This is a genomic window from Pseudomonas sp. FSL L8-0168 (assembly GCF_037976155.1).
Classification (GTDB): Bacteria; Pseudomonadota; Gammaproteobacteria; order Pseudomonadales; family Pseudomonadaceae; genus Aquipseudomonas; species Aquipseudomonas paracarnis.
In genome coordinates this window covers 1,893,672-1,917,231 of the sequence record NZ_CP150262.1, presented here as the reverse complement: position 1 = coordinate 1,917,231, position 23,560 = coordinate 1,893,672, and the positions used below count along the sequence as shown (strand labels likewise).

Below are 23,560 nucleotides of genomic sequence, written 5' to 3'. Positions count from 1 at the left end.
AGTTGCTCCTTTGCGCCAGGATGGCTGGCGTCGTGAATACGCATTCAGAGGTCTTCGCTTTGTTCTCGCGCCAGGCGGCGTTCCTGGGCCTGTTTCTGCAGGATATAGCGCGCCAGCAGTTGGCGTTGGGCATCGGTCATGGACTCGAACTCCGTGCCCACATCAAAGCCGTCGCCCTTGGGGTCGCAATGGGTCACCCGCGCGCGCAGCAACAGGCCGAGCGCCTGGGGCATCAGCACCAGCTTGACCGCCAGGTGAGTGTCGGCGGGCAGCGGTGTCGGGTGCTGGAAGTCGATGCCGCCTTCGGAGAGGATCACCGGTTGCGGCGCGCCCACCTCCTTCAGCAAACCGCGAGCCATGACCTGGCTGAGCAGATCCAGGCGTTTGTTCTGCACTTTGAGGAAGGCCGCCAGGCTGCGGTCTTTCTCGCTGATCTGGCGCAGCAGGTGCTGGGCTTCGAATTCGCTCAGATGCAGTTCGCTGAGCAGATTGAACAGCGGCGAATCATCCAGCAACACTTCCTTGCTCGCCGCGTCGGGGCCAGACAGGGGTTTGATTTGAAGTGCGATCATGTCATCGATACGGTAGTATTCGCGGCGCTCTTCTTCATCTAATGTCGACATGGCGAACCCCAGGTAACGGTAATGGTCTGAGTGTAAAGCTGCTGACCAGACCCCGCCACCGGGACGTCTTCTTTTCCTCCGAACAAGCCCCGACATGTTCAGACCTCTCTTCGTATTTATCGGCACGCGTTATACCCGTGCAAAGCGTCGCAATCATTTTGTGTCGTTCATTTCCTTGACCTCGATGATCGGTCTCGCCCTGGGCGTGGTCGTGATGATCGTGGTGCTGTCGGTGATGAACGGCTTCGATCATGAGATGCGCACCCGCGTGCTGGGCATGGTGCCCCACGCGACCATCGAGGGCGATGCGCCCATCAACGACTGGCAAAGCCTGGCCGCCAAGGTCCAGCAGAACCCCAAGGTGGTGGCGGTCGCGCCGTTTACCCAGATGCAGGGGTTGCTGACCAACGACGGCAAGGTGCAGAAGATCCTGCTCAATGGCATCGACCCGGCCCAGGAACGCAATGTCTCGATCATCGACAAGTTCATGCTGCAAGGTAAGCTCGACGCGCTGGCGCCCGGCAGCTTTGGCATCGTCATCGGTGACAAGGCCGCGGCCAAGCTGGGCGTGGGGGTTGGCGACAAGCTGACCTTCGTCGCCCCGGAAGTCACCGTGACCCCGGCCGGCATGTTCCCGCGCATGAAGCGCTTTACCGTGGTGGGCACCTTCCACGTCGGTGCTGGCGAGATCGACGGTTACATCGGCCTGACCAACCTCACCGACCTGGCCCGCCTGCATCGCTGGCAGCCCGACCAGGTGCAGGGCCTGCGCCTGAAGTTCAACGACCTGTTCGATGCGCCGCGTGGTGCCTGGGAAATTGCCCAGCACCTGGGTGAGACCGAGTACTACGCCCGCGACTGGACCCGCACCCACGGCAACCTGTACCAGGCTATCCGCATGGAAAAAGCCATGATCGGCCTGTTGTTGTTGCTGATCGTCGCCGTGGCGGCCTTCAACATTATCTCCACGCTGGTGATGGTGGTGAACGACAAGAAGGGCGACATCGCCATCCTGCGCACCCTGGGCGCTACGCCGGGGCAGATCATGGCGATCTTCATGGTGCAGGGCACCGTGATCGGCGTGGTCGGCACCTTGATCGGCACGGCGGTGGGCATCCTGGCCGCGCTGAACGTCAGCGCCGCCATTGCCCTGCTTGAAAAAGTGATCGGCCACAAGTTTCTCAACGCCGACGTCTACTTCATCGATTACTTGCCGTCCCAGGTGCAAACCCAGGACGTGCTGATGGTGGGCGGCGCTGCGTTGGTCCTGAGCTTCCTTGCCACCCTGTATCCAGCCTGGCGCGCGGCACGTACCCAGCCAGCACAGGCATTACGTTATGAGTGAATCGGGCATGAGTGAAAAAGCAATCCTGAGCTGCCGCAACCTGGGCAAATCCTACGAGGAAGGCCCGGAGTCGGTGGTGGTGCTGTCCAACCTGCAGCTTGAACTGCACCCTGGCGAGCGTGTGGCGATCGTCGGCAGTTCCGGTTCCGGCAAGAGTACCTTGCTCAACCTGCTGGGCGGCCTCGATACGCCGTCCCAGGGCAGCGTATGGCTGGCCGGTGAAGAACTATCGGCGTTGAATGAAAAGGCCCGCGGCCAACTGCGCAATCGCTCGTTGGGCTTTGTGTACCAGTTCCACCACTTGCTGCCGGAATTCACCGCCCTGGAAAACGTGTGCATGCCGCTGTTGATAGGCAAGACCGCGATTCCTGAAGCGCGTCAGCGTGCCACGGCCTTGCTCGAACGCGTCGGCCTGGGCCACCGCCTGGAGCACAAGCCAGCGGAGTTGTCCGGTGGTGAGCGCCAGCGCGTGGCGATTGCCCGTGCCCTGGTGAACAACCCCGGCCTGGTGATGCTCGACGAGCCGACCGGCAACCTCGACTCCCACACCGCCCAGGGCATCAAGGACTTGATGCTGGAACTGAGCACCCAGATGCGCACCGCGTTCCTGGTGGTGACCCATGACATGAGCATGGCCCGGCAGATGGACCGCGTACTGCATTTGCAGGAAGGTCATCTGGTCGCTATCTGACCTGTTGCAAGCCCGGTTTTTTGAGGTCGGGCTTTTTCATTTTTCCAACGGTGCCCGCGAATGTTCAGACCGTTATCGATTTTTATCGGCACGCGCTATACCCGCGCCAAGCGCCGCAACCGTTTTGTCTCGTTTATCTCGATGACCTCGATGATCGGCCTCGCCCTGGGCGTATTGGCGATGATCGTGGTGCTTTCGGTGATGAACGGCTTTCAGCGTGAAATGAGCTCGCGCATCCTCGGCATGGTGCCCCACGCCACCATCGTCGGCGTAAAGCCGATTGATGATTGGCAGCCGGTGGCCGCGGCCGCGATGAAGAATCCGCAAGTCACCGCCGCTGTGCCCTTCACCCAGATGGATGGCATGTTTTCCTATAAGGGCGCGATGCAGCCCATCGAGATCAGCGGCGTCGACCCGGCCCAGGAAGGCAAGGTGTCGATCGTGGCCCAGCACATCGTGCGCGGCAAACTCGACGACCTCAAACCCGGCGAGTTCGGTGTGGTGGTCGGTGATATCACTGCGCGGCGTTTTCGCCTGAACGTGGGCGACAAGCTGACCCTGATCGTGCCGGAGCTCAGCAGCGCCCCGGGCGGTATCACCCCGCGCATGCAGCGCCTGAATGTGGTGGGCATCTTCAAGGTCGGCGCCGAGCTGGATGGCTCCATGGCCCTGATCCACATGGCCGACGCCGCTGAAATCCAGCATTGGCAGCCCAACCAGGTGCAAAGCGTGCGCCTGGCGGTAAAGGACTTGTACGCAGCGCCCAAAGTCTCGGCAGATATCGCCGCCAGCCTGGGCGCGGCTTACAAGCCGGATGACTGGACCCACACCCAGGGCAGCCTGTTCAGCGCGATGAAAATGGAAAAGACCATGATCGGCCTGCTGTTGCTGATGATCGTCGCCGTGGCCGCGTTCAACATCATCGCCACCTTGATCATGGTGGTGAACGACAAGGGCGCGGATATCGCGATCCTGCGTACCATCGGCGCCACACCTCGGCAGATCATGGCGATCTTCATGGTGCAGGGCACCGTGATTGGCGTGGTCGGCACCTTGATCGGCGGCGTGCTGGGGGTGATTGCGGCGCTGAACGTGAGTGAGCTGGTGGGCTGGCTGGAGCGGGTGAGCGGGCAGCATATCTTCAGCTCGGATGTGTACTTTGTCAGTAACCTGCCTTCGGAGCTGCAAGGTGGGGATGTGTTGCTGATCTGCTCGGCGGGGTTTGTGTTGAGCTTCTTGGCGACGATCTACCCGGCGTATCGGGCGGCGAAGATTGAGCCGGCGCATGCGCTCAGGTATTCGTAACCTTTAGGACCGCTATCGCAGGCAAGCCAGCTCCCACATTGTGACTGTATTCACAGCTCAAATTGTGGGAGCTGGCTTGCCTGCGATAGGGCCCGCCCAGCTTGCATCAATTCCCCTTGGGCAACTCAATCACAAACCTTGTCCAGCCCGCCTGCGACTCACAATAAATCCTCCCGCCATGCGCCCGCACAATCGACTGGGTAATCGCCAACCCCAGGCCTGCATGTTCACTGCTACCTGCACGCCTCGACGGATCGGCTCGGTAGAACCGGTCAAACAGCCGCGGCAATAACGGCGCAGGAATACCTTCCCCGTTGTTCTCAACCGTCAGTGTCACGCCACTCTCGATCCGCACCCGCACTTCACCGCCCGGTGGGGTAAACCGCAGCGCGTTATCCAGCAGATTCGACAAGGCCCGGCGCAACATACCGCGATCGCCCATCGTCTGGGCGGTGCCTTCGCGCACCAGCGTCACCTGTGCGTCCTCCGCTAGCAGGGTAAAGAACTCCAACAGTGCGTCGACCTCATCGCCCAAATCCAGAGCTTCTCGGCTGGGCATCAGCAAGCCGTGGTCAGCTTTGGCCAGGTACAGCATGTCGTTGACCAGTTGCGCCATCCATTGCAGCTCTTCCAGATTGCTGTGCAGCGCCTCGCGGTAATCCTCCAGCGGGCGCGGTTGGGTGAGGATGACTTGGGTCTGTGTCAGCAGGTTGGACAGCGGTGTGCGCAGTTCGTGGGCGATATCTGCGCTGAAGGCAGACAGGCGTTGGAACGCGTCATCCAGGCGCGCCAGCATGGCGTTGACGGCTTGGGCCAGTTCCGCGAGCTCCACCGGCATTTGTTCTTGGGGTAAGCGTTGCGTGAGGGAGTGGGCGGAGACACTGGCGGCCACTTCGCCCATGCGCCGCAGCGGTCGCAAGCCACTGCGCGCAGCCCAGGCGCCGAGCAGGGCAGTGGCCAGGGCCGAGAGGCCGACGGTCAGCCAGATCAAGCGTTGCATGCGTTGCAGAAAGTGCTGGTGGTGGGTGATGTCGAGGATCAGGGTCAGTTGTGGCGAATCCAGTTGGCTGGGCGTCAAGGGCGCGATGAATACGCGGTAGTCGGTGCCTGCGTATTGCAGGCTGTGCAGGCCGGGTGCTTGGGGCAAGGGAAGGTGTGGCGCGCCGTCCAGCCAACGTTGCCCAGCTCCGGTGATGCGCAAGGCGAGGTCGGGCTGGTGATCGAGTTCGGCGCGCAGTTGAGGGGTTCGCCGGGCGAGGTCTTCCGGTGAGGCGACACCCTGCAAGGTGCTGCGCAGGGCCACCAGTTTACTTTCGAGCTGTTGCTGGTCCAGCTCCATGAAGTGCGCCTCGCTGGCCCGGTTGAACAACACCCCGGCGATCAACGAGACCACCGCCGTGCAGGCGGCAAACAGCAGCGCCAGGCGGCTGGTCAGGGACAGGCGCTTGATCACGTGAACCGTTCCTCCAGCACGTAACCCATGCCGCGCACGGTGTGGATCAGCTTATTGGGGAAATTGTCATCGACTTTCAGGCGCAGGCGGCGAATGGCAACTTCGATGATGTTGGTGTCGCTGTCGAAATTCATGTCCCACACCTGGGAGGCGATCAGCGTCTTGGGCAGCACTTCGCCCTGGCGGCGTAGCAGCAGCTCCAGCAAGGCGAACTCCTTGGCGGTGAGGTCGATGCGCTGGCCGCTGCGCTCGACACGGCGGCGGATCAAGTCCAGGCTCAGGTCGGCCAGTTGCAGCGTGGTCTCCTGCGGCATGCTGCTGCCACGGCGCAACAAGGTGCGCACCCGCGCCAGCAGTTCGGAAAACGCGAAGGGTTTGACCAGGTAATCGTCGGCGCCCAGCTCCAGGCCATGTACGCGGTCTTCCACCGCATCGCGAGCGGTGAGGAACAGCACCGGGATGTCCAGGCCGGCACTGCGCACCGCCTGCAGGATTTGCCAGCCATCGCGGCCGGGCAGCATCACATCGAGGATCAACAAGTCATAGTCGCCCGTCAGCGCCAAGTGCTGACCACTGGTGCCGTCGGCCACCAGTTCGGTGGTAAAGCCCGCTTCGGCCAGGCCCTGACGCAGGTAATGACCGGTTTTGGGTTGGTCTTCGACGATCAGCAGTTTCATGTAGGGCTCTTGGTCAAGGTGGACGCCGGCCTTTATACCCTGGGCTCCGGGGTATGGGCGCAAGCTGACAAAGTTGTAATCTAGCAGTCAGCTGGCTGGCAGCGAGGCCATCTTAAAGTGTTGCCCAAGCTGGATACCTATTTTGGAGAGTGAAAGATGGCGTTGCGTACACCCCAGTTATTGGCGGGCTGCCTGTTGGCGTTGAGTTTCAATGCACTGGCGGATGCGACTCACACCTACGCGTTCGGCCAGCCGGCCCCGGCGGATAAAGCCACGCGCACCGTTGAAGTCACGCTGCGGGACATTGCCTTTGAGCCCAAATCCCTGGACGTCAAGGCCGGTGAAACCGTGCGCTTCGTGCTGGTCAACAAAGGCCAGTTGCTGCATGAGTTCAACCTGGGTGACGCGGCCATGCATGCCGCCCACCAGAAAGAGATGTTGCAGATGCAAGCCAGTGGCATGCTCACCGCCACCGGCATGGGCAAGATGGATCACAGCGCCATGGGCCACGGCGACATGGGCGGCATGAAGCACGACGATCCCAACAGTGTGTTGGTGGAGCCGGGCAAGACGGCCGAACTGACCTGGACGTTCAAGCAGGCCACAGGCCTTGAGTTCGCCTGCAACCTGCCTGGGCATTACCAGGCGGGCATGGTCGGCAAACTGACCGTTGAGTGAGGCGTTTGTTAAGGGCGGGAGCAAAGGCTGGTAGACTGGCGCGGTTTATTTAGCCAGGTTTCCGCCATGCATCCCGCAGCCGAACATTCGCCGCTGGGCAAGTCCAGTGAATACATCAGCACTTACACGCCTTCGTTGTTGTTCCCGATTCCACGCGCCGCCAAGTGGGCCGAGCTGGGCCTGAGCGCCGAGACCCTGCCGTACAAGGGCGTGGATTTCTGGAACTGCTTCGAACTGTCCTGGCTGTTGCCCTCGGGCAAGCCGGTGGTAGCCATCGGTGAATTCAGCATTCCGGCCGACTCGCCAAACATCATCGAGTCCAAGTCGTTCAAGCTGTACCTCAACTCGCTGAACCAGACCGCGTTTGCCGATACGCAAAGCCTTGAAGCCACCTTGCGCACCGACCTCAGCGCTGCGGCCGGCAAGCCCGTGAACGTGCGCATTCGCAGCCTGGCCGACATCGAGGCAGAAGGCGTGATGGCGTTGCCGGGCGTGTGCATTGACGGCCTGGATATCAACGTCAGCAGCTACGAACACCCGCGCCCGGAACTGCTGCGTTGCGATGATTCGCGCGTGGTGGAGGAGAGCGTGCACAGCCACCTGCTCAAATCCAACTGCCCGGTGACCAGCCAGCCTGACTGGGGCAGTGTGGTGGTGGAATACCGTGGTGCGGCGCTGGATCACGCCAGCCTGCTGGAATATATCGTCAGCTTTCGCCAGCACTCGGACTTTCATGAGCAGTGTGTGGAGCGGATCTTCCTGGACTTGCAGCGCTTGCTCAAGCCGGAGAAGTTGACCGTGTATGCACGCTATGTGCGCCGGGGTGGGTTGGATATCAACCCGTATCGCAGCACTGAGAACACCCAGTTCCTGAACGTGCGCCTGGCGCGTCAGTAAGCCTTCATACAAAAAACTGTGGGAGCTGGCTTGCCTGCGATTGCGATCTTTCAGTCATTCATCAAGTGACTGATACACCGCTATCGCAGGCAAGCCAGCTCCCACATTTGGTTTTGTGTTTGGCTTGGGCTCGGGTTAGATGCCGATATTGCCAAGGGTCAGCACGATATTGCGCAACGTCCCGGCAATGCCTGGATGGTCCAGTTCAAAACCTTCCACTGCCCGGTTCACATCGTCAGCGATGCTGGGCGTCTGGGTGGCCGGTTCCATTTCCAACTGGACTTCGAATTTGGCGATCAACTCTTCCAATGCTTGACGTTTCTCGGCGGGCAACTCGGGATGGTTCTCCAGTTGCTCACGCACAATATCGGCCTGCTGTTGTAACTTCTCGCGATCAGGCATGACGTTCTTTCCTTTTATCGATAGGCACTGGCATAGACCGCGGCACGCCGTGAAAGGTCTACGGGCTGACCTGTAGATTAATCCACTGCGGCCAACTGTGCATGATCTCGATCAGGGCTTCTCGCCCTTGAGCTGGCGCAGGCGGATGTCGGCCAGGCAGGTGCCGAGTTCGCCGAGGTGGTCGATCACCGAATGCACACCCAGGCCATAGAGCGCCACCGTGGCCTTGCCGCGCTTGTGTTCGCGTTGCTGCTCGGTCAGCGCCTGCCATTGCTGGGGCGACAGGCCGCAGAGCGAACCGCAGGAGGCCAGGCCTATGGTCCACAAACCGGCATTCAGGCCCGATTGCAGCAGGCGCGGCTCGCCGCTGACCAGTACGCAGCCTTCCAGGCGTTCGATGTTCAACTCCATCAGGGCTTGCCAGCAAGCGTGGGGCGCGGGCCAGCGAATGGAGGAGGGCGAGGCCGCCTTGAGCCAGCCCGGCAGGCCGGCGCAGAGTGGCGTGGTCACGGCGGGAGGCAGTTCGTCCAGCCAGGCGCAGGGCACGCCTTGTTCTTTGAGACTGCGCAGGATTTTCAACGCGCCTGGCGTGGCCTCGGCGTCGGCGCAAGGTGAGTCGGTGCGCGCCAGGGAACCAAAATCCACCAGGCAGCCACTCAGGCCAAATAACACGGCGGTCAATGAGGGGGCGGCGGCGACGGCAATCTCGGCGTGTGGCATCTGAACGTCCCTGAAATAGCTGCCACGCTATCGGGGCGGCATGACAAGGGGATGACACTGTCGATATTTGTAGGAATTTTGTGCATTTTCCCTAAGACGATTCTAGGTAGCTGCCTAAATCGGCACTTCCGTCATATACTGACAGCCTTATTCAGGGCATAGCGCCCATGACAGACCATTCAAGGAGCAAAAGCTATGCGCTGGAGCCAGTACTTCGCTCAGCTATCGGTGTGTGCCACCATCCTGTTGGCGCCTTTCGCTGCCCAAGCGGCCTCGGAAGATGACCCGTGGGAAAGCGTCAACCGCCCCATCTTCACCTTCAACGACACCGTTGACACCTATGCCCTCAAGCCAATCGCCCAGGGCTATCAGTTCGTCACCCCACAATTTGTGCAGGACGGCGTTCACAACTTCTTCCGCAACATCGGTGATGTCGGCAACCTGGCCAACAACGTGCTGCAACTCAAGCCGCACAATGCAGGCGTCGACACCGCCCGCTTGTTGGTCAACACCACATTTGGCGTTCTGGGCTTTATTGACGTCGGCACCAAAATGGGGCTGCAGCGCAGCGATGAAGACTTCGGCCAAACCCTCGGCTACTGGGGCGTGGGCAGCGGCCCGTACGTGATGATCCCGTTGCTGGGCCCAAGCACCTTGCGTGATGCGCCGTCCAAATACGTCGACAGCTACACCCAACCGTACCGCTACATGAACGACATCGGCTGGCGTAACAGCACCTTCGGCCTCAACGTGGTCGACGTGCGCGCCAGCCTGCTCGACAGCGAGAAGCTGATCAGCGGCGACAAGTACACCTTCATTCGTAACGCTTACCTGCAGAACCGCGAGTTCAAGGTCAAGGACGGCAAGGTCGTTGACGACTTTTAAGCTGTGACGTTTTGAAATGAAAAAGGCGACCTTTATAGGGTCGCCTTTTTTGTGCGCGCTGATCGTTCCCCACGCTACGCGTGGGAACGCATCCCGTGACGCTCCGCGTCACCCTTGCGCAGGGGCTGGATGCTGCGTTAGCGCATTTTCAGAATCTTGAGGCCCAGATGCTGGTCATCGCCTACTGCCTTGGTCCACACCACCTCGGTATCCGCTTCAAGACCCCTGAGCGCAGCGTGTTCTGAATCAATGCGCACGGTCAGCAGGTCACCCACCGTGAACTGGCGAGGTGCCTGCACTTGCATGCCGGAACTGGAGAGGTCCACGCAGGTACCGGCAATCTCCTGCCCGGCATGGATCAAAGACACATCGGCATCTATTCGCATGCGGATGAAATCGCGTTTTTCGGCGTAGTCGCGCTCGTGTTCGCTCACAGCATCCATCCTTACTTTGCGTTGTGGTTGTGAGGGTTCTTATAACTCCCGGTGATTTGCGGTGTAAAGACGCCCGGCGACCATCGGCATGAGCTTGAAACCCCTCACGGATGGGAGTACCGTCTGCGCCTTAGAAGGGCACCTCTGCTTTACCGTTGTGCATGGGCCAAATCCCAATGCTTTGTAGGACAGAGAGGCTAGAAAGCGAATCCAGTACGTGAGCCCGGCCATTGCCGAGCCGCCTACGCCAACCTAATTCTGGCGCCGTTTGCCCACATGCAAAAAACCAGTGCCACGCTGCTGATAATCGATGACGACGAAGTAGTGCGCGCGAGCCTCGCGGCCTACTTGGAAGACAGTGGCTTCAGCGTCCTGCAGGCCAGTAATGGCCAACAGGGTCTCCAGGTATTCGAGCGCGACAAGCCCGACCTTGTGATCTGCGACCTGCGCATGCCCCAGATGGGCGGCCTGGAGCTGATTCGCCAGGTGACCGACCTTGCCCCGCAAACGCCGGTGATTGTCGTGTCCGGTGCCGGTGTCATGAACGACGCCGTCGAAGCCCTGCGCCTGGGCGCTGCCGATTACCTGATCAAGCCCCTGGAAGACCTGGCCGTGCTGGAGCATTCGGTGCGCCGCGCCCTGGACCGTGCACGCCTGCTTTTGGAAAACCAGCGCTACCGCGAAAAGCTCGAGACCGCCAACCGCGAGCTCGAAGCCAGCCTGAACCTGCTGCAGGAAGACCAGAACGCCGGTCGCCAGGTGCAGATGAACATGCTGCCGGTGAGCCCCTGGACGATTGACGAATTCAAGTTTGCCCACCAGATCATCCCGTCGTTGTACCTGTCGGGTGATTTTGTCGACTATTTCCGCGTCGATGAGCGCCGCGTGGCGTTCTACCTGGCCGACGTTTCTGGCCACGGCGCGTCTTCTGCCTTTGTGACCGTGTTGTTGAAGTTCATGACCACACGGCTGTTGTTCGAGTCCAAGCGCAATGGCACCTTGCCGGAGTTCACCCCCTCCGAGGTGCTGGGCCACATCAACCGGGGCCTGATCAGCTGCAAGCTGGGCAAGCACGTGACGATGGTCGGCGGCGTGATCGACGAAGAAACTGGTCTTTTGACCTACAGCATTGGCGGTCACCTGCCGATGCCTGTTTTGTACACTCCTGACAGTGTGCGCTACCTGGAAGGGCGTGGCCTGCCCGTAGGCTTGTTTAACGAAGCCACCTACGAAGACCACATCCTGGAACTGCCGCCGACTTTCAGCCTGACGCTGATGTCCGACGGCATCCTGGACCTTTTGCCAGAGCCTACACTCAAAGAGAAAGAAGCCGCCTTGCCCCAAAAGGTCAAGTCGGCGGGCGGCAGCCTGGATGGCCTGCGGCAGGTTTTTGGATTGGCCACGCTAGGGGAGATGCCGGATGATATCGCCCTATTGGTGTTGAGCAGGAATCTTTGATGAGTACCGGAAGAATCCAATTCGCCGAGCAAGACGGGACCTTCGTCCTGAAATTTGTCGGTGAAGTGCGCCTGACCTTGTGTTCGGCCCTGGATGCGACGATCGAGCGGATCTTCACCGCGCTGAACTTCTCGGCGATCGTGATCGACCTGACCGAAACGCGCAGCATCGATAGCACCACCCTGGGCCTGTTGGCCAAGTTGTCCATTCTGTCGCGGCAGAAGGTCGGCCTGTTGCCGACCGTGGTCACCACCCATGAAGACATCACTCGTCTGTTGCAGTCCATGGGCTTTGACCAGGTGTTCAACATCGTTGATCGCCCCATCCCGTGCCCGGAATGCCTCACCGACCTGCCGTCCCAGGACCAGTCCGAAGAGATCGTACGGGTCAAGGTGCTGGAAGCGCACAAGATCCTGATGGGCCTCAACGAGTCCAACCGCGAAGCCTTCCACGACCTCGTCAACGCACTCGAGCGGCACTAACAGCTTCCCTGCTCAAACACACACAGTCCAATGTGGGAGCTGGCTTGCCTGCGATTGCGCAGGGTCAGTCGATGAAGTGTTGACTGGCCCACCGCTATCGCAGGCAAGCCAGCTCCCACATAGGGCGGCGGTGACACCGACGCACAAAAAAGGGCGGCACCCTCACAGGTACCGCCCTTTTTGCTGCTATCTGCCTTTACAGCTTGGCCGACAACAACGCCTCCAGCTTCTCCTGGTCCCGCGCAAACTGGCGAATGCCCTCCGCCAGCTTCTCAGTCGCCATCGCGTCCTCGTTGGACTCCCAACGGAACTGCGCTTCAGTCATATGCACACGGGCCTCACCGGCATGCCCTGGCGCCAACTTGCGCTCCAGCTTGCCTTCATCCGCCGCCAGCTTCTCCAGCAGGTCCGGGCTGATGGTCAGGCGATCACACCCGGCCAGCTCTTCGATCTGGCTGAGGTTACGGAAGCTCGCACCCATCACCACGGTCTTGTAGCCGTTAGCCTTGTAGTAGTTGTAGATGCGCGTCACCGACTGCACGCCCGGGTCATCGGAACCGGTGTAGTCGTTGCCGTTGGCCTTCTTGTACCAGTCGTAGATACGGCCCACGAACGGCGAAATCAAAAACACACCCGCTTCAGCACAAGCCACGGCCTGGGCAAACGAGAACAGCAGCGTCAGGTTGGTCTGGATGCCTTCTTTTTCCAGCTTCTCGGCGGCACGGATGCCTTCCCAGGTGGAGGCGATCTTGATCAGCACGCGGTCACGGCCAACCCCAGCCTTGTCGTACAGGTCGATCAGACGGTGCGCACGCTTGAGAATCGCGGCCTCGTCGAACGACAGACGCGCATCCACCTCAGTGGAAATACGGCCCGGCACGACTTTGAGAATCTCTTGACCCACCGCCACCGCAAAGCGGTCACTGGCCAGGCCCACATCGCCGTTGCAGTCCTGCACACACTCATCCAGCAGCTTGGCATAGCCAGGAATCGACGCAGCCTTGAGCAGCAGGGAAGGGTTGGTGGTCGCGTCTTGCGGCTTGAGCTTGGCGAGCGTGGAGAAATCGCCGGTATCGGCTACGACGGTGGTGAATTGCTTGAGTTGTTCCAGCTTGGAAGTCATGGGCGTGCTCTGTCCTGTGGGTCTGATGACATTACCCGAGCGCTGGCAGGCGCTCAAGGGCGCAAATGCGTTAGGTCGTTTGCGAGGGCAATAACCTGGAAACAGCCGTTTGAATTACCGGCCGTGGTGCTAACTAGGAGGCCAGAATCGCCGACAGGTTCCCCCCAACTGCTCGATGCCCTCCGATCAAACTGTGGGAGCCAACTTGCCTGCATGACGCCAGCCCAGCCACTGAGATTCACCTGACCCCCATCGGTCAAACTGTGGGAGCTGACTTGCCTGCGATGACGCCAGCCCAGCCACTGATATTCACCTGACCCCCATCAGTCAAACTGTGGGAGCTGGCTTGCCTGCGATGACGCCAGCCCAGCCAATGATATTCACCTGACACACATCGCTCAAAACTGTGGGAGTGGGCTTGCTCGCGAAAGCAGCCTGTCAGCCCCAAATACCACCACTGACACCCAACCCGTCACCGCCCCTCCAACAATTCCCCCGCCTGATCCAGCAACGCCAACGGATCACTCGCCTTATGAATATCCACCGACAACAACTGCCGAAACTTACGCGCCCCCGGGAAACCGGTCCCCAGCCCCAGAACATGGCGCGTAATGTGATGCATCGAGCCACCTGTCGCCAAGTGCTCGGCTATATACGGACGCAACTGCGCCAACGCCTCAGCGCGGGTGATGACAGGCGCGGTGCTGCCAAACAGCTGTTGATCCACCTCGGCCAGCAAATACGGATTGTGATAAGCCTCCCGCCCCAACATCACCCCATCAAACGTCTGCAAATGTTCCTGGCACTCCTCCAACGTCTTGATCCCACCATTGAGATTAATCTCCAACTCCGGAAAATCCCGCTTCAACTGCGCCGCCACGTCATAACGCAACGGCGGAATGTCCCGGTTCTCCTTGGGCGACAACCCCTCCAGAATCGCAATCCGTGCATGCACGGTAAAACTGGTGCAACCGGCATCCTTCACAGTCCCGACGAAATCACACAGCTCGGCATAACTGTCCCGGCCATTGATACCGATACGGTGCTTCACCGTCACCGGGATCGACACCGCATCGCGCATGGCCTTCACACAATCCGCCACCAGGGCAGGGTGCGCCATGAGGATCGCGCCGATCATGTTGTTCTGCACCCGGTCGCTGGGGCAACCGACGTTCAGGTTCACCTCGTCGTAACCGGCGGCCTCGGCCATACGGGCGCAGGCGGCCAGATCAGCCGGGACACTGCCGCCCAACTGGAGCGCCAGCGGGTGCTCGGCTTCGTTGTGGCACAGGAAGCGGTCGTGGTCGCCGTGGAGGATCGCGCCGGTAGTGACCATCTCGGTGTAGAGCAGGGCGTGTTTGGAGAGCAGGCGCAGGAAGAACCGGCAGTGGCGGTCGGTCCAGTCCATCATGGGGGCGACGGAGAAGCGGCGGGAGAGTGGGGCGGTTTGTAGGGGCATGGGGGAATCTGAGTTGGCCAGGCGAATGGCGCGCAGTTTATCAGGAACGGATCTTGGGTGCCGGTGAGGCAAGTTTTGCGCGCATTACCACTTCGAACGAGGACGTTGCCGTGTGTGGAATACGCCAAGGATCTGCAGTCGATCACCCCGCACTCTATACGGGATCAGATAAGACCAGTTGGGAACTGCCCATTCGCGGGTATGTTTCACCCGACCTTCGCGTCCTACAGAAGGAAACTGAGCCAGCCTGTCGACGCTGGCGAAAATGGCATCCGAGAAGTCGTCAGCGGTTTTTGGATTTTCAAGGGCGTATAGTTCGCTTCGTCTTCCAGATTTTTGAGTGCTTTTTCAAGCCACTCAACCCGCATTCCTGCTCCAGCGCCTAGCGCGCATGGCTGCCACTTGGTCATCGGTGGCGAATTTGCCTTCGTCGGCTTCCTTTACTGCCAGCTCGATTTGGGCGGTCAGCGTTTTCTCGTGCTCGATGTAGTCGCGAAGAACGTCCATCGCCAGGTAGCTTGCTGTCTGGCCGTTGGTTTTGGCCAGGTCGGCGAGAGAGTTGGATAGGTCTTCCGGCAGGTTTAGGGATATCCCAGTCATGGCGGCCTCGGTGGTGGACGGTTGTGGGGCATCTTACACCGTGAAGCGTCGGGTTGAAGCAGCAGGCCGTCGCGAGGTGTGTCTGGGAGTGAGTCGTTTGCTTTTCCTTTGCCAACTCAAAACCCGATATCGTGGCGGATAAATAAATCTGTCCCCTTTTTTTGGTCCCCTTTTTTTGGTGGATACCAGTCGGCTGCGGATTAGGGCGGTCTTACGTTACATAAAGGAATCGCGTCAAAACATGCATGAGGTCATTTTCCAAATCCTTTCCGAGCAGTTTCTTTCTTGTCAAAGAAGTACTGAACCTTCTCAAATGATCCGCTGCATATACTCACGCTCTCTTCCCAGCTGTAGTATTCTGATTTAATATTTGAATTCCGCCAAGTTGCAGTTAAATAATCACGAAACTTACCAGCCCGGTTAAATCGGACCGCGAGGTCTGTACTCCGGATCGAACCGGCAATCTCTTGTCTTACCTCTCTGTCAAATATAGGTGTGTCAAATAACATTGCATCTAAGTATGCGAAATCAGCCGACCAATACTGTATGTGATAAATGCCAGTTGCTGTCACACGAAAAGAGTCAGGCATTTGTCCAATCAGCCCCGTTATGTCCTCCTCAAACGTGATTCTTTCAGACGCTTCAATAAGTTTTTTGTTGGTAAGTTTTCTAAGTTTATTTTCAATCTGCGATCTAGAAAAACCTAGGCCTTGTACTTTATCGAACAAGGCATCCGCTCGAACAAAGCCCTCAGCGCTTTTCAGCGTGTCAGCGTTATTTAATAATGAAATTATAATTGATGCAAGGAAATGCTCGCGGGCGTCTGCCGCGCTCACATCAAATAAATTAAACGCCATCGACCGTTCAGGGTAATAAGTGACATATTCGCCGTAAATGATTGTTTTGGCGAAGTCATGAACCGGGATTTTGTATTTTTCACCCAGAATCATCTCTTTGATAATTCTTTCAGAGTCTGCGTTGGCACTGCCGATATAATTTACTATAAGTTCAACGGCGGTCCTGACATTTCCGTTTGAAATATTGTCTATTAATGTTATGAGTTCGTCGGTTTGCTTTAAGGTAAAAAGTATGGCCTCAAGGAAGTGTGCCAGGGAATTCATACCCAGGCTGGAACTGCGTAGTTGTTCAATTGGAGTTTTGCCACTAGCCATGCTCAAAGCAAATCCAAGTCTCTTTTCTAAAACTAAGTCGATTCTAGGGGGAGATATTGTGAAGGCTTTTGTTGGGTAGGCGGCCAATGCTCCTGACCGTTTAGATTGATAAAAGGTATGTGGTCTAACCGTTATAAATACGACCGCTCCCCATCCAGATGCTATTTCCTCAGAGATTACGAAAGCTTCCTGCTGTATAGACAGGCTGCGTTGGTCAGCATTATCTATCGCTATAACAACCTGTTTATGTCTAGCTTTAGATATATGATCAATTGAACGCCTTAGGTGTTCAGGTTTGTTTTTTGTCTTCTCTCTTAAATGTTCTTTGAGTGCTTTCTTATAAGCCGGCGGGTCAGTTTCTTCCAAATCGCCGTCTAAACTTCTTCTAAATCGAGCGACCTCAGAATGGTAGACTCCGAATACAAAGTTGGACTCATAAAGATCTACTTCATGCTTGTCGTTCAGTTGGTTTTCCGTTTCATCTATAACGAAGTCTCGGATATTGTCATAGAAGTTGGCCTGTCGACCTAAGTCAATGTAGATAAATAGCGCGTTCTCAAATTCTTCTTTTGCTGAAACATTTATAAGGTTCTTAATGAACGAAGTCTTGCCTACGCCTACGTCGCCGATGAGAACTATGGGTCTTTTGCTTGTGGTTAAAGCGACCACTTCGTCTGATAGCTTTGAAACTTTTTTTCTATCGCCTTTTACCGGTTGTAATGTAGGGTTAGAATCTCCCGGAGAGAAAAGTGCTGCGTATCGATAGCTGAGTATCTTTTTGCTTAATAGCGAGTACTGTGATAAAGCGCCAGCCTCGCAATAACACTGCTCGTAAAAAGTCTTTTCTACAGATTTATCCCCAAGTATATCCTCGAGTATTATGTCAGATATAATTTTCAAGCTAGCCTGGAAGTCGCTTCTCTCCTTCAAGTCTGGATATGTAGGAAGCGAAGAGCTTAGCTTTGTGGGAGTACTTACGCTTCCACCTGAGTTGAGATAAATCATTAGCCTATTTTCTTCAATGGCTACTTTGCTTAACAAGCTGTGCACGAGTGGGAAGTCTTTAATCAATTGATTTAGGCTGGATATCACAAAGCACTTTCCGTCTAAAGGCTCTATACCGTCTTGACGGCTACCAACAAATGCTATTATTTGCTCGCCATTTGTAATTGCTGCGTATGTTACTCCTCGATTAGCACAATACGCCTGGACCTGCTTCAGTGCTTCTTCGTTATTTTTTGAGAGATTTCTTATCTGCTTTAGGCTGTGTATATGTTTGTGGTTGCCGGCAGGAATTTCAAAGTGTTTTGACTGTCTTTTTGCTTCATAAATCATCTTGCGGGGCGTGCCTAACTCGTAGTCTGTATAGTCAGGACCATTCGGGTTTTCAACTTTTATCTCTAGATGATCCCACCCCATGCAGTACTTTAAAAAGTGGTCGACTAAGTCGAACCGAGTTTGTGCCTCATTGCGATCATGGGGTTCTTTTTCAGAAAGATTGAGCAAGTCCAGTGCTGCTTGATAACAGTTTTCGTAGTCCATTATTCTGCTCGCTCTTTATATTGTTAGAGTTCTTTTTTGTGTCCTGGAAGAATAAAAGCTATGTGGCAGGTCTCAAGGTTAAATTTTAACGACGTAAACGAAAACCATGTGCGATTTATGATTTGAGCTGGCATCTGTTTATGGTCCATTTTCGACTACCTGGAATCCTTGGCTTAGCGCTTGCCCAATCGTTTGTTCGCACCCACTGCGCTTATAACTAAGGCAATAGGGAGGCTTCGTATTGATCCCATAGGTGTGTCACCAACATGAGGTTAGCTGCCCGGATGGTAAAAGGCCATCCCTGTGGAGAAGTGAGGCATCTGGGACAAGATTGTCCTTCGTCGCCTGGGGATAGCTGTCTGTCGTTATCTGCCGATGCGTAAGGCAGTGACGGGGGGCAAATGGCTAGCCGAATTGATAAAAGTGGTACATAAATGGTACGAGCTGAAGCTGGCTCGTCTGCAAGCTTCAATTTTAAAGGCTTTCAGGGTCAGTGCTTCCAATCCATCATGGGGGCGACGGAGAAGCGGCGGGAGAGTGGGGCGGTTTCTAGGGGCATGGGGGATCTGAGTTGGCGAGACGAATGGGGTGCAGTTTATCAGGAACGGATCTTGGGTGCCGGTGAGGCAAGTCTTGCGCGCATTACCACTTCGAACGAGGGCGTTGCCGTGTGTGGAATACGCCAAGGATCTGCAGTCGATCACCCCGCACTCTATACGGGATCAGATAGGACCAGTTGGGAACTGCCCATTCGCGAGTATGTTTCACCCGACCTTCGCGTCCCATGGAAGGAAACTGAGCCAGCCTGTCGACACTGGTGAAAATGGCATCCGAGAAGTCGTCAGCGGCTTTTGGATTTTCGAGAGCGATATAGTTCGCTTCGTCTTCCAGATTTTTAAGTGCTTTTTCAAGCCACTCAACCCGCATTCCTGCTCCAGCGCCTAGCGCGCATGGCTGCCACTTGGTCATCAGTGGCGAATTTGCCTTCGTCGGCTTCCTTTACTGCCAGCTCGATTTGGGCGGTCAGCGTTTTTTCGTGCTCGATGTAGTCGCGAAGAACGTCCATCGCCAGGTAGCTCGCTGTCTGCCCGTTGGTTTTGGCCAGGGCGGCGAGAGAGTTGGACAGATCTTCCGGCAGGTTTAGGGATATCCCAGTCATGGCGGCCTCGATGGTGGACGGTTGTGGGGCATCTTACACCTTGATGTGCTTGGTTGACTCAGCAGTCCGTCGTGAGGTGTATCTGGAAGTGAATTGCTTTTCGCTGCCTACTCAAAATTAGGTACCGTAGTCTGGCTTCGATATCTGCCCATGAGTGACGCGGTTCACGTCATCGGCTTTCGTGAAGCCAACAAACTGGGGGGGGGGGCAAAAATAATGACCAGAAACTCCCGTTCTGAAAGGGTTGATGCAGTGAACCCGGAATGGCCGGCTGAGGACTTTTCTAAGGCCAAACCAGCGAGCGAGGTGCTTGTGGGATTGTTTGGTAAAGCTCAGGCGAAGGAAATGCTCAAGCCCAAGCGGGGCAATCGGCAGTAACCAAAGAGCACTTCAAAGTTCGTTTTGATGCTGACGTGCTGGAGCGATTCTGGGCTTTCGGGCTAGGCTGGCAAAACGCGAATGAATGCCGCTTGGCCGATTGGCTCAAGACGCACACGCCAGATGAACTGAAGGCCTAAGGCAATAAGCCACGGATTTGGCTTATTGCTGTCTCGTGATTAGCTTTTTTCAGCGATAGCATCAATAAATCTGTCCCTTTTTTGTTTAGGTGCCTGATCAAGTTTGAGACCGTTTTATTGCTTTGGCGAGCTGTTCGGCGTTGTTGCGCAATTCAATGAATTTTTCGTTTAGCTCGACATGACCTGGATTCCAAGAAAGGACGCCATCGACATAGCTTTGACCAAGAATGAGATCATTTAATGAGCCCATTCCGCCATAGGCTGATAGTAGATACTCAATCCCAGAGTAATCAGAATCCAGCAATAGTGCCCTTGCCTTACGCATCCAAAAGCTCCAGTGGGTGTCTCCATCGCTTTCGAGCACGATTGCAAGCTGATCAAGAATGCAGATCAACTCTTCAGTTTTCGGTCCCATTTCTCGACATCGTCCAAAGTGAAACGCGGCATGGGCGGGATGATCCGCTGTTGAGTGTTTCTCGCCCGCTAGCAACATAAGCTACTGTTTCGCCATTAGAGTGTCCACGAGCTGTTTTCGGCCGTTATCTGCCTGATGCCGAAGGCGGATAGTCAGGGCGGAGGTATGGATCGAAAGGAGTCCAGTGGTACATAAGTGGTACGAGCTAAAGCTGGGTTAGCTGTAGGCCTTTGTTTTAAAGGCTCTTTGGTTTAGTAGTTCCAATCCATCATCGGTGTAACGGATAAAGCAATCTCCTGGAACAGGTCCAAACTTCTAGGAAATATCCCACGCTTTTCTCAGCTTGCCCCTCGGACCTCCCCTAGCTAACCTCCTCAAGCCGCTGGCAATCCAGCGGCCGGATGTGGAAGTCCGACCAAGCTGAAGGGGCTCAATCGCCCATAAACACCTACCGGCGTTTTTTTACGTCTGTATGATTGCTTATGGCGGCTGTGCGTGGGGCACTTCGGTGCGCCGGGTCCTTTAGCCCTGGTCTTCCACACCTGCGTACAGCTGCCACCCCTCATGTGGAAGTGAGATAGGCAGTTCCTTAAACGCTAAAGGAGCTTCGCCATGTACAAGGTCACACCTAATCTGCCTTATGCTTCAAACGCTGCATCCTCTGATCCCAAGCTTCAAGCCGCAGCCCAGCGAGCAATCCATCATCACTTGCCCCCATCCGACGACGCTGCGCCCACCGAACGCCCAAGCGACAACCTATTCCTAGTAAACCCAACCATCGACCCCGAAACCCTCCTGGCCAACGCCGCCGAAAACCTCGCATCCGCCAACGAAATGGCCGCCACCTTGGCGTTCGACCTCGACGACTCTCAGCGCGCCATCGCCTTGGGCATTCAGCAGTTAATCGAGTTGAGCTCGCTGCTCGTTGGCCGAGCCCAGGAGCAAGTTGCGCCTGTGACCGCCTCAGTCAAAGCCTGACAACCAACCCTGCCGCCTAGCCCAAGGCGGCAACCTGAACTCATGCTGTCTTCCAGCAAAGTTTCATAATTCTTTGCGCTGTTGAGGTCTACGATTCCCTGCGAGAGAGGACCCCAGCGCCTCCAGCCCATAGGGAACTGAAGCCATGATCTCGAACTTCCTCAAACTTGTGATGATCACCGGCACGTTGTTGTTAAGCGCTTGTTCATCTTCACCCGCCGTGAGCAGTGACCCGTGCTTTTCAGGTGGATGCCAGGCGTTTGGTGACCATAGCCCCAACAAGGCCGCGAAGATGAATTTCGGTGGCAGTGGGCTGGGGAGTAGTTATGGGGAGTATGGTTCGGGGTTGTTGCATGATGATTGATGGGGTGGTGGGGCGAGAGTGTTTCGCTAGCTTTGCTGCTTTGCAAAGTGAGCAGCCGTTGGGGGAGAACGCTAAGTAGCCGTTGCCTGAGTAACGGATAGGTGCGCGGTCTGATCCCGCATTTTCGTCGGCTGTCGGGCCGTCTTCGCGAGCAAGCCCGCTCCCACAGTTGGAGTGTGGGAGTCAGGGAGATAAGCGTCGGCTGTCAGGTCTTCACGGGAGCAGGCTCCCTCGCCACAGTTGCAGCGGCGTGCCGAAGTTGTGTAGATATTGACGCTGCGATGGCGGTGGGTCAGTTAACTCACCTGTTACTGATATACCGCTATCGCAGGCAAGCCAGCTCCCACATTGGCCATGTATCGCTCGCAGAATCAGCGCCCGGCTCGGATCCCTGTGGGAGAGGGCTTGCTCGCGATGGCGGTGGGTCAGTTAATTCATCTGTCACTGATATACCGCTATCGCAGGCAAGCCAGCTCCCACATTGGCCATGTATTGCCCACAAAATCGGCGCCCGGCCCAGATCCCTGTGGGAGCAGGCTTGCTCGCGAAGGCGGCGTGTCAGTCACTGGATCTATAACTGAACCAATGCTTTCGTAGGCAAGCTCCACACATTGGATCTTCGTTGTGTGGAAATTGTGTTCGCGTAGCTGATCGGTATTAGGCGCGCCGTTAATGGCCGCCTTTCATACGCCGGGCGATCAGGTAGAGGCCCAGGCCCACCAGCGCTGTCGCTGCGCCGATGTAGCCGGTGCTGGTCCAGCCGAGGCCAGCTGTAATCGCCATCCCCCCAAACCACGGCCCCAGCGCATTCGCCAGGTTGAACGCCGCATGGTTCGATGCTGCCGCCAGGCTCGGCGCTTCATGCGCGATGTCCATCAAGCGAATCTGCAACGGTGCCGCCAACGCGACCATGGTGCCCACCAACCCCATGCTCAGCAGCACGCCCCACAGCGAAGACGCGGCGAAGGGGAAGAACAGCAGCACGGCCATCGACCATACCAATATCAAACCCACCGCCCGAAACTGCATGCGATCAAACAGCTTGCCACCGGCAATGTTGCCGATGATGCCGCCCACGCCAAAGGCGGCGAGGCCGAAGGGGATCCATTGCGGCGAGACCTTGGTCACTTCCAGCATGGTCGGCGCCAGGTAGCTGAATACGCAGAACATCCCGGCAAAGCCAATCGCGCCGATGGACAGGGCCATCCATACCTGGGGTTTGGTGAAGGCGCGCAGTTCTTTGCGTGGGTCGCTGCGTTGTTCGTCGTGGCGGTGGGGCACGAATTGCCAGACCAGGGCGATGGTGAGCAGGGCGATCACGCTGACCAGGGCGAACGCCGAGCGCCAGCCCAGGTGTTGGCCGAGGAAGGTGGCGATGGGGTTGCCCAGCAGCATGGCCAGGGTCAGGCCCATCATCACGCGGGCTACGGCGCCGGCGCGTTTGTCGGTGGGTACCATGCTGGAGGCGACCACGGCGGCGATGCCGAAGTAGGCGCCGTGGGGCAGGCCGCTGATAAAGCGGAAGGCCACCAGCGAGCCGAAGGTGGGGGTGAAGGCGGTGGCGAAGTTGCCCAGGGCGTACAGGCCCATCAGCAACAGCAGCATGTGTTTGCGCAGCAGCTTGGCGCCGAGGATGGCCAGCAGCGGGGCGCCGACCATGACGCCCAGGGCGTAGGCGCTGATGGCGTGGCCCACCTGGGGTTCGCTCAGGCCCAGGTTCTGGGCGATGTCGGGCATCAGGCCCATGATGGCGAATTCGCCGGTGCCGATCGCGAAGGCGCCCACGGCCATGGCCGCTTCCATTTTGGCGGCGCTGCGCGCGGGCAGTACGTGCCCGGGTGTTTGCTGGATTGTCATGGGTAACTCTGTGTGGAGGGTGTGCACGAAGGACGTCGCCGATGCTACGCAAGCCGCGACGAAGGTGTCTAGAACCGCCATTTTCGGCAGAGTTCCACGCCTGTGACCGCAGGTCGCGGCTGCCAGTCTTGACAGGGGCGCATTAAAACCCGCGATTTAGGCCTGTCAATTGGCCAAACGGCGCATAAACGCTGTTTAGCGTGATATTCTGCGCGCCGTCTTGGGCTAGTCTTTCCCTGGTGCGTACACCCGTATACGTCCCAGCGGTTGGCTGTCGCCCAGGTAGCTGAAGCCAATAATGATAAGAAGTCAGCGCAGAAGGG

The 23,560-nt window shown here is 57.3% G+C and carries 25 protein-coding genes and 2 pseudogenes; 12 read left to right on the top strand and 15 right to left on the bottom strand.

Annotated elements, in window-relative coordinates:
- Positions 1–44 precede the first annotated feature (44 nt).
- Entirely contained in the window at positions 45–623 is a 579-nt protein-coding gene (locus tag MHH62_RS08215) for a PilZ domain-containing protein (protein WP_014717519.1), read from the bottom strand.
- Positions 624–717: 94 nt separating this feature from the next.
- On the opposite strand from MHH62_RS08215, the gene MHH62_RS08210 reads away from it, so the two are divergent.
- Genes MHH62_RS08210 through MHH62_RS08200 form a run of 3 tightly spaced genes read left to right on the top strand, consistent with a single transcriptional unit; the run spans position 718 to position 3,964 of the window.
- The gene (locus tag MHH62_RS08210; protein ID WP_014717520.1) at positions 718–1,968 is read left to right on the top strand and encodes a lipoprotein-releasing ABC transporter permease subunit; all 1,251 of its coding nucleotides are present in this window, start codon (positions 718–720) and stop codon (positions 1,966–1,968) included.
- Between the two features lie 7 nt (positions 1,969–1,975).
- The gene (gene lolD / locus MHH62_RS08205; RefSeq protein ID WP_019818240.1) at positions 1,976–2,659 is read left to right on the top strand and encodes a lipoprotein-releasing ABC transporter ATP-binding protein LolD; all 684 of its coding nucleotides are present in this window, start codon (positions 1,976–1,978) and stop codon (positions 2,657–2,659) included.
- Positions 2,660–2,719: 60 nt separating this feature from the next.
- Positions 2,720–3,964, top strand: a complete 1,245-nt coding sequence (locus MHH62_RS08200) for a lipoprotein-releasing ABC transporter permease subunit (protein WP_014717521.1) — start codon at positions 2,720–2,722, stop codon at positions 3,962–3,964.
- A gap of 106 nt (positions 3,965–4,070) precedes the next feature.
- On the opposite strand, the gene MHH62_RS08195 is transcribed toward MHH62_RS08200, so the two are convergent.
- Both MHH62_RS08195 and MHH62_RS08190 read right to left on the bottom strand, forming a co-directional pair.
- A complete protein-coding gene (locus tag MHH62_RS08195; RefSeq protein WP_336827318.1) occupies positions 4,071–5,417 on the bottom strand; it encodes a heavy metal sensor histidine kinase in 1,347 nt (448 codons plus the stop codon).
- Positions 5,414–6,094 (bottom strand): heavy metal response regulator transcription factor, encoded by a 681-nt coding sequence (locus MHH62_RS08190; protein WP_019818238.1) that lies wholly within the window; start codon positions 6,092–6,094, stop codon positions 5,414–5,416. The genes MHH62_RS08195 and MHH62_RS08190 overlap by 4 nt, the downstream gene beginning before the upstream one ends.
- 156 nt (positions 6,095–6,250) lie before the next feature.
- Here MHH62_RS08190 and MHH62_RS08185 point away from each other — a divergent pair, with 156 nt between their 5' ends.
- On the top strand, positions 6,251–6,772 hold the full coding sequence (locus MHH62_RS08185; RefSeq protein ID WP_003189683.1) for a cupredoxin family protein: 522 nt from the start codon (positions 6,251–6,253) through the stop codon (positions 6,770–6,772).
- A 66-nt stretch (positions 6,773–6,838) separates the two neighbouring features.
- Entirely contained in the window at positions 6,839–7,669 is an 831-nt protein-coding gene (queF, locus tag MHH62_RS08180) for an NADPH-dependent 7-cyano-7-deazaguanine reductase QueF (RefSeq protein WP_019818237.1), read from the top strand.
- Between the two features lie 135 nt (positions 7,670–7,804).
- Here queF and MHH62_RS08175 read toward each other — a convergent pair whose 3' ends face one another.
- Together MHH62_RS08175 and MHH62_RS08170 are read right to left on the bottom strand one after the other, a co-directional pair.
- Entirely contained in the window at positions 7,805–8,071 is a 267-nt protein-coding gene (locus tag MHH62_RS08175; RefSeq protein ID WP_014717525.1) for a DUF4404 family protein, read from the bottom strand.
- 111 nt (positions 8,072–8,182) lie between these two features.
- On the bottom strand, positions 8,183–8,791 hold the full coding sequence (locus tag MHH62_RS08170) for a hypothetical protein (protein WP_003189687.1): 609 nt from the start codon (positions 8,789–8,791) through the stop codon (positions 8,183–8,185).
- Positions 8,792–8,986: 195 nt separating this feature from the next.
- Here MHH62_RS08170 and MHH62_RS08165 point away from each other — a divergent pair, with 195 nt between their 5' ends.
- Positions 8,987–9,676 (top strand): VacJ family lipoprotein, encoded by a 690-nt coding sequence (locus MHH62_RS08165; protein WP_003189688.1) that lies wholly within the window; start codon positions 8,987–8,989, stop codon positions 9,674–9,676.
- A gap of 137 nt (positions 9,677–9,813) precedes the next feature.
- Here the strand turns inward: MHH62_RS08165 and MHH62_RS08160 are convergent, their stop codons facing one another.
- On the bottom strand, positions 9,814–10,110 hold the full coding sequence (locus MHH62_RS08160) for a PilZ domain-containing protein (protein WP_003189689.1): 297 nt from the start codon (positions 10,108–10,110) through the stop codon (positions 9,814–9,816).
- A 276-nt stretch (positions 10,111–10,386) separates the two neighbouring features.
- Here MHH62_RS08160 and rssB point away from each other — a divergent pair, with 276 nt between their 5' ends.
- Positions 10,387–11,568, top strand: coding sequence for a two-component system response regulator RssB (rssB, locus tag MHH62_RS08155; RefSeq protein WP_014717527.1), 1,182 nt, complete (start codon positions 10,387–10,389; stop codon positions 11,566–11,568).
- The gene (gene rssC / locus MHH62_RS08150; RefSeq protein WP_010212025.1) at positions 11,568–12,050 is read left to right on the top strand and encodes an anti-sigma factor antagonist RssC; all 483 of its coding nucleotides are present in this window, start codon (positions 11,568–11,570) and stop codon (positions 12,048–12,050) included. Before rssB ends, rssC begins: the two co-directional genes overlap by 1 nt.
- A gap of 196 nt (positions 12,051–12,246) precedes the next feature.
- On the opposite strand, the gene tal is transcribed toward rssC, so the two are convergent.
- The 7 genes and pseudogenes from tal to MHH62_RS08115 all read right to left on the bottom strand — a co-directional run bounded on the left by tal (position 12,247) and on the right by MHH62_RS08115 (position 19,105).
- Positions 12,247–13,173: a transaldolase gene (gene tal / locus MHH62_RS08145; RefSeq protein WP_019818234.1), complete on the bottom strand. Its 927-nt coding sequence runs from the start codon at positions 13,171–13,173 to the stop codon at positions 12,247–12,249.
- A gap of 472 nt (positions 13,174–13,645) precedes the next feature.
- Positions 13,646–14,632, bottom strand: coding sequence for a tRNA dihydrouridine(20/20a) synthase DusA (gene dusA, locus MHH62_RS08140; protein ID WP_339232812.1), 987 nt, complete (start codon positions 14,630–14,632; stop codon positions 13,646–13,648).
- 84 nt (positions 14,633–14,716) lie between these two features.
- Positions 14,717–15,000, bottom strand: a pseudogene (locus tag MHH62_RS08135) (type II toxin-antitoxin system RelE/ParE family toxin).
- Positions 14,990–15,232: a hypothetical protein gene (locus MHH62_RS08130; protein WP_032902648.1), complete on the bottom strand. Its 243-nt coding sequence runs from the start codon at positions 15,230–15,232 to the stop codon at positions 14,990–14,992. The pseudogene MHH62_RS08135 and the gene MHH62_RS08130 overlap by 11 nt, the downstream one beginning before the upstream one ends.
- Before the next feature lie 251 nt (positions 15,233–15,483).
- Entirely contained in the window at positions 15,484–17,946 is a 2,463-nt protein-coding gene (locus MHH62_RS08125; RefSeq protein ID WP_339232811.1) for an AAA family ATPase, read from the bottom strand.
- Between the two features lie 642 nt (positions 17,947–18,588).
- Complete coding sequence (locus MHH62_RS08120; protein WP_034126662.1) at positions 18,589–18,873, bottom strand: type II toxin-antitoxin system RelE/ParE family toxin; 285 nt, start codon at positions 18,871–18,873, stop codon at positions 18,589–18,591.
- The gene (locus MHH62_RS08115; RefSeq protein WP_236456620.1) at positions 18,863–19,105 is read right to left on the bottom strand and encodes a CopG family transcriptional regulator; all 243 of its coding nucleotides are present in this window, start codon (positions 19,103–19,105) and stop codon (positions 18,863–18,865) included. The genes MHH62_RS08120 and MHH62_RS08115 overlap by 11 nt, the downstream gene beginning before the upstream one ends.
- Before the next feature lie 150 nt (positions 19,106–19,255).
- Between MHH62_RS08115 and MHH62_RS08110 the strand changes: the two genes are divergently transcribed.
- Together MHH62_RS08110 and MHH62_RS08105 are read left to right on the top strand one after the other, a co-directional pair.
- Positions 19,256–19,483 (top strand): hypothetical protein, encoded by a 228-nt coding sequence (locus MHH62_RS08110; RefSeq protein WP_339232810.1) that lies wholly within the window; start codon positions 19,256–19,258, stop codon positions 19,481–19,483.
- Positions 19,484–19,511: 28 nt separating this feature from the next.
- Positions 19,512–19,623, top strand: a pseudogene (locus MHH62_RS08105) (hypothetical protein); the annotation flags it as partial.
- Between the two features lie 97 nt (positions 19,624–19,720).
- Here MHH62_RS08105 and MHH62_RS08100 read toward each other — a convergent pair.
- Positions 19,721–20,038, bottom strand: coding sequence for a hypothetical protein (locus MHH62_RS08100; protein WP_236456616.1), 318 nt, complete (start codon positions 20,036–20,038; stop codon positions 19,721–19,723).
- A gap of 612 nt (positions 20,039–20,650) precedes the next feature.
- On the opposite strand from MHH62_RS08100, the gene MHH62_RS08095 reads away from it, so the two are divergent.
- Both MHH62_RS08095 and MHH62_RS08090 read left to right on the top strand, forming a co-directional pair.
- On the top strand, positions 20,651–21,016 hold the full coding sequence (locus tag MHH62_RS08095) for a DUF6124 family protein (protein WP_236456614.1): 366 nt from the start codon (positions 20,651–20,653) through the stop codon (positions 21,014–21,016).
- Between the two features lie 145 nt (positions 21,017–21,161).
- Positions 21,162–21,380: a hypothetical protein gene (locus MHH62_RS08090; protein WP_339232808.1), complete on the top strand. Its 219-nt coding sequence runs from the start codon at positions 21,162–21,164 to the stop codon at positions 21,378–21,380.
- Between the two features lie 669 nt (positions 21,381–22,049).
- On the opposite strand, the gene MHH62_RS08085 is transcribed toward MHH62_RS08090, so the two are convergent.
- The gene (locus MHH62_RS08085; RefSeq protein ID WP_014717589.1) at positions 22,050–23,237 is read right to left on the bottom strand and encodes an MFS transporter; all 1,188 of its coding nucleotides are present in this window, start codon (positions 23,235–23,237) and stop codon (positions 22,050–22,052) included.
- Positions 23,238–23,560: the final 323 nt, after the last annotated feature.

What these genes read in the sequence shown, in the direction of transcription:
- MHH62_RS08215 (WP_014717519.1), bottom strand. Translation starts at nt 623, where the DNA reads ATGTCGACATTAGATGAAGAAGAGCGCCGCGAATACTACCGTATCGAT.
- MHH62_RS08210 (WP_014717520.1), top strand. Translation starts at nt 718, where the DNA reads ATGTTCAGACCTCTCTTCGTATTTATCGGCACGCGTTATACCCGTGCA.
- lolD (WP_019818240.1), top strand. Translation starts at nt 1,976, where the DNA reads ATGAGTGAAAAAGCAATCCTGAGCTGCCGCAACCTGGGCAAATCCTAC.
- MHH62_RS08200 (WP_014717521.1), top strand. Translation starts at nt 2,720, where the DNA reads ATGTTCAGACCGTTATCGATTTTTATCGGCACGCGCTATACCCGCGCC.
- MHH62_RS08190 (WP_019818238.1), bottom strand. Translation starts at nt 6,094, where the DNA reads ATGAAACTGCTGATCGTCGAAGACCAACCCAAAACCGGTCATTACCTG.
- MHH62_RS08185 (WP_003189683.1), top strand. Translation starts at nt 6,251, where the DNA reads ATGGCGTTGCGTACACCCCAGTTATTGGCGGGCTGCCTGTTGGCGTTG.
- queF (WP_019818237.1), top strand. Translation starts at nt 6,839, where the DNA reads ATGCATCCCGCAGCCGAACATTCGCCGCTGGGCAAGTCCAGTGAATAC.
- MHH62_RS08175 (WP_014717525.1), bottom strand. Translation starts at nt 8,071, where the DNA reads ATGCCTGATCGCGAGAAGTTACAACAGCAGGCCGATATTGTGCGTGAG.
- MHH62_RS08170 (WP_003189687.1), bottom strand. Translation starts at nt 8,791, where the DNA reads ATGCCACACGCCGAGATTGCCGTCGCCGCCGCCCCCTCATTGACCGCC.
- MHH62_RS08165 (WP_003189688.1), top strand. Translation starts at nt 8,987, where the DNA reads ATGCGCTGGAGCCAGTACTTCGCTCAGCTATCGGTGTGTGCCACCATC.
- rssB (WP_014717527.1), top strand. Translation starts at nt 10,387, where the DNA reads ATGCAAAAAACCAGTGCCACGCTGCTGATAATCGATGACGACGAAGTA.
- rssC (WP_010212025.1), top strand. Translation starts at nt 11,568, where the DNA reads ATGAGTACCGGAAGAATCCAATTCGCCGAGCAAGACGGGACCTTCGTC.
- tal (WP_019818234.1), bottom strand. Translation starts at nt 13,173, where the DNA reads ATGACTTCCAAGCTGGAACAACTCAAGCAATTCACCACCGTCGTAGCC.
- dusA (WP_339232812.1), bottom strand. Translation starts at nt 14,632, where the DNA reads ATGCCCCTACAAACCGCCCCACTCTCCCGCCGCTTCTCCGTCGCCCCC.
- MHH62_RS08130 (WP_032902648.1), bottom strand. Translation starts at nt 15,232, where the DNA reads ATGACTGGGATATCCCTAAACCTGCCGGAAGACCTATCCAACTCTCTC.
- MHH62_RS08125 (WP_339232811.1), bottom strand. Translation starts at nt 17,946, where the DNA reads ATGGACTACGAAAACTGTTATCAAGCAGCACTGGACTTGCTCAATCTT.
- MHH62_RS08120 (WP_034126662.1), bottom strand. Translation starts at nt 18,873, where the DNA reads ATGCGGGTTGAGTGGCTTGAAAAAGCACTTAAAAATCTGGAAGACGAA.
- MHH62_RS08115 (WP_236456620.1), bottom strand. Translation starts at nt 19,105, where the DNA reads ATGACTGGGATATCCCTAAACCTGCCGGAAGATCTGTCCAACTCTCTC.
- MHH62_RS08110 (WP_339232810.1), top strand. Translation starts at nt 19,256, where the DNA reads ATGAGTGACGCGGTTCACGTCATCGGCTTTCGTGAAGCCAACAAACTG.
- MHH62_RS08100 (WP_236456616.1), bottom strand. Translation starts at nt 20,038, where the DNA reads ATGGGACCGAAAACTGAAGAGTTGATCTGCATTCTTGATCAGCTTGCA.
- MHH62_RS08095 (WP_236456614.1), top strand. Translation starts at nt 20,651, where the DNA reads ATGTACAAGGTCACACCTAATCTGCCTTATGCTTCAAACGCTGCATCC.
- MHH62_RS08090 (WP_339232808.1), top strand. Translation starts at nt 21,162, where the DNA reads ATGATCTCGAACTTCCTCAAACTTGTGATGATCACCGGCACGTTGTTG.
- MHH62_RS08085 (WP_014717589.1), bottom strand. Translation starts at nt 23,237, where the DNA reads ATGACAATCCAGCAAACACCCGGGCACGTACTGCCCGCGCGCAGCGCC.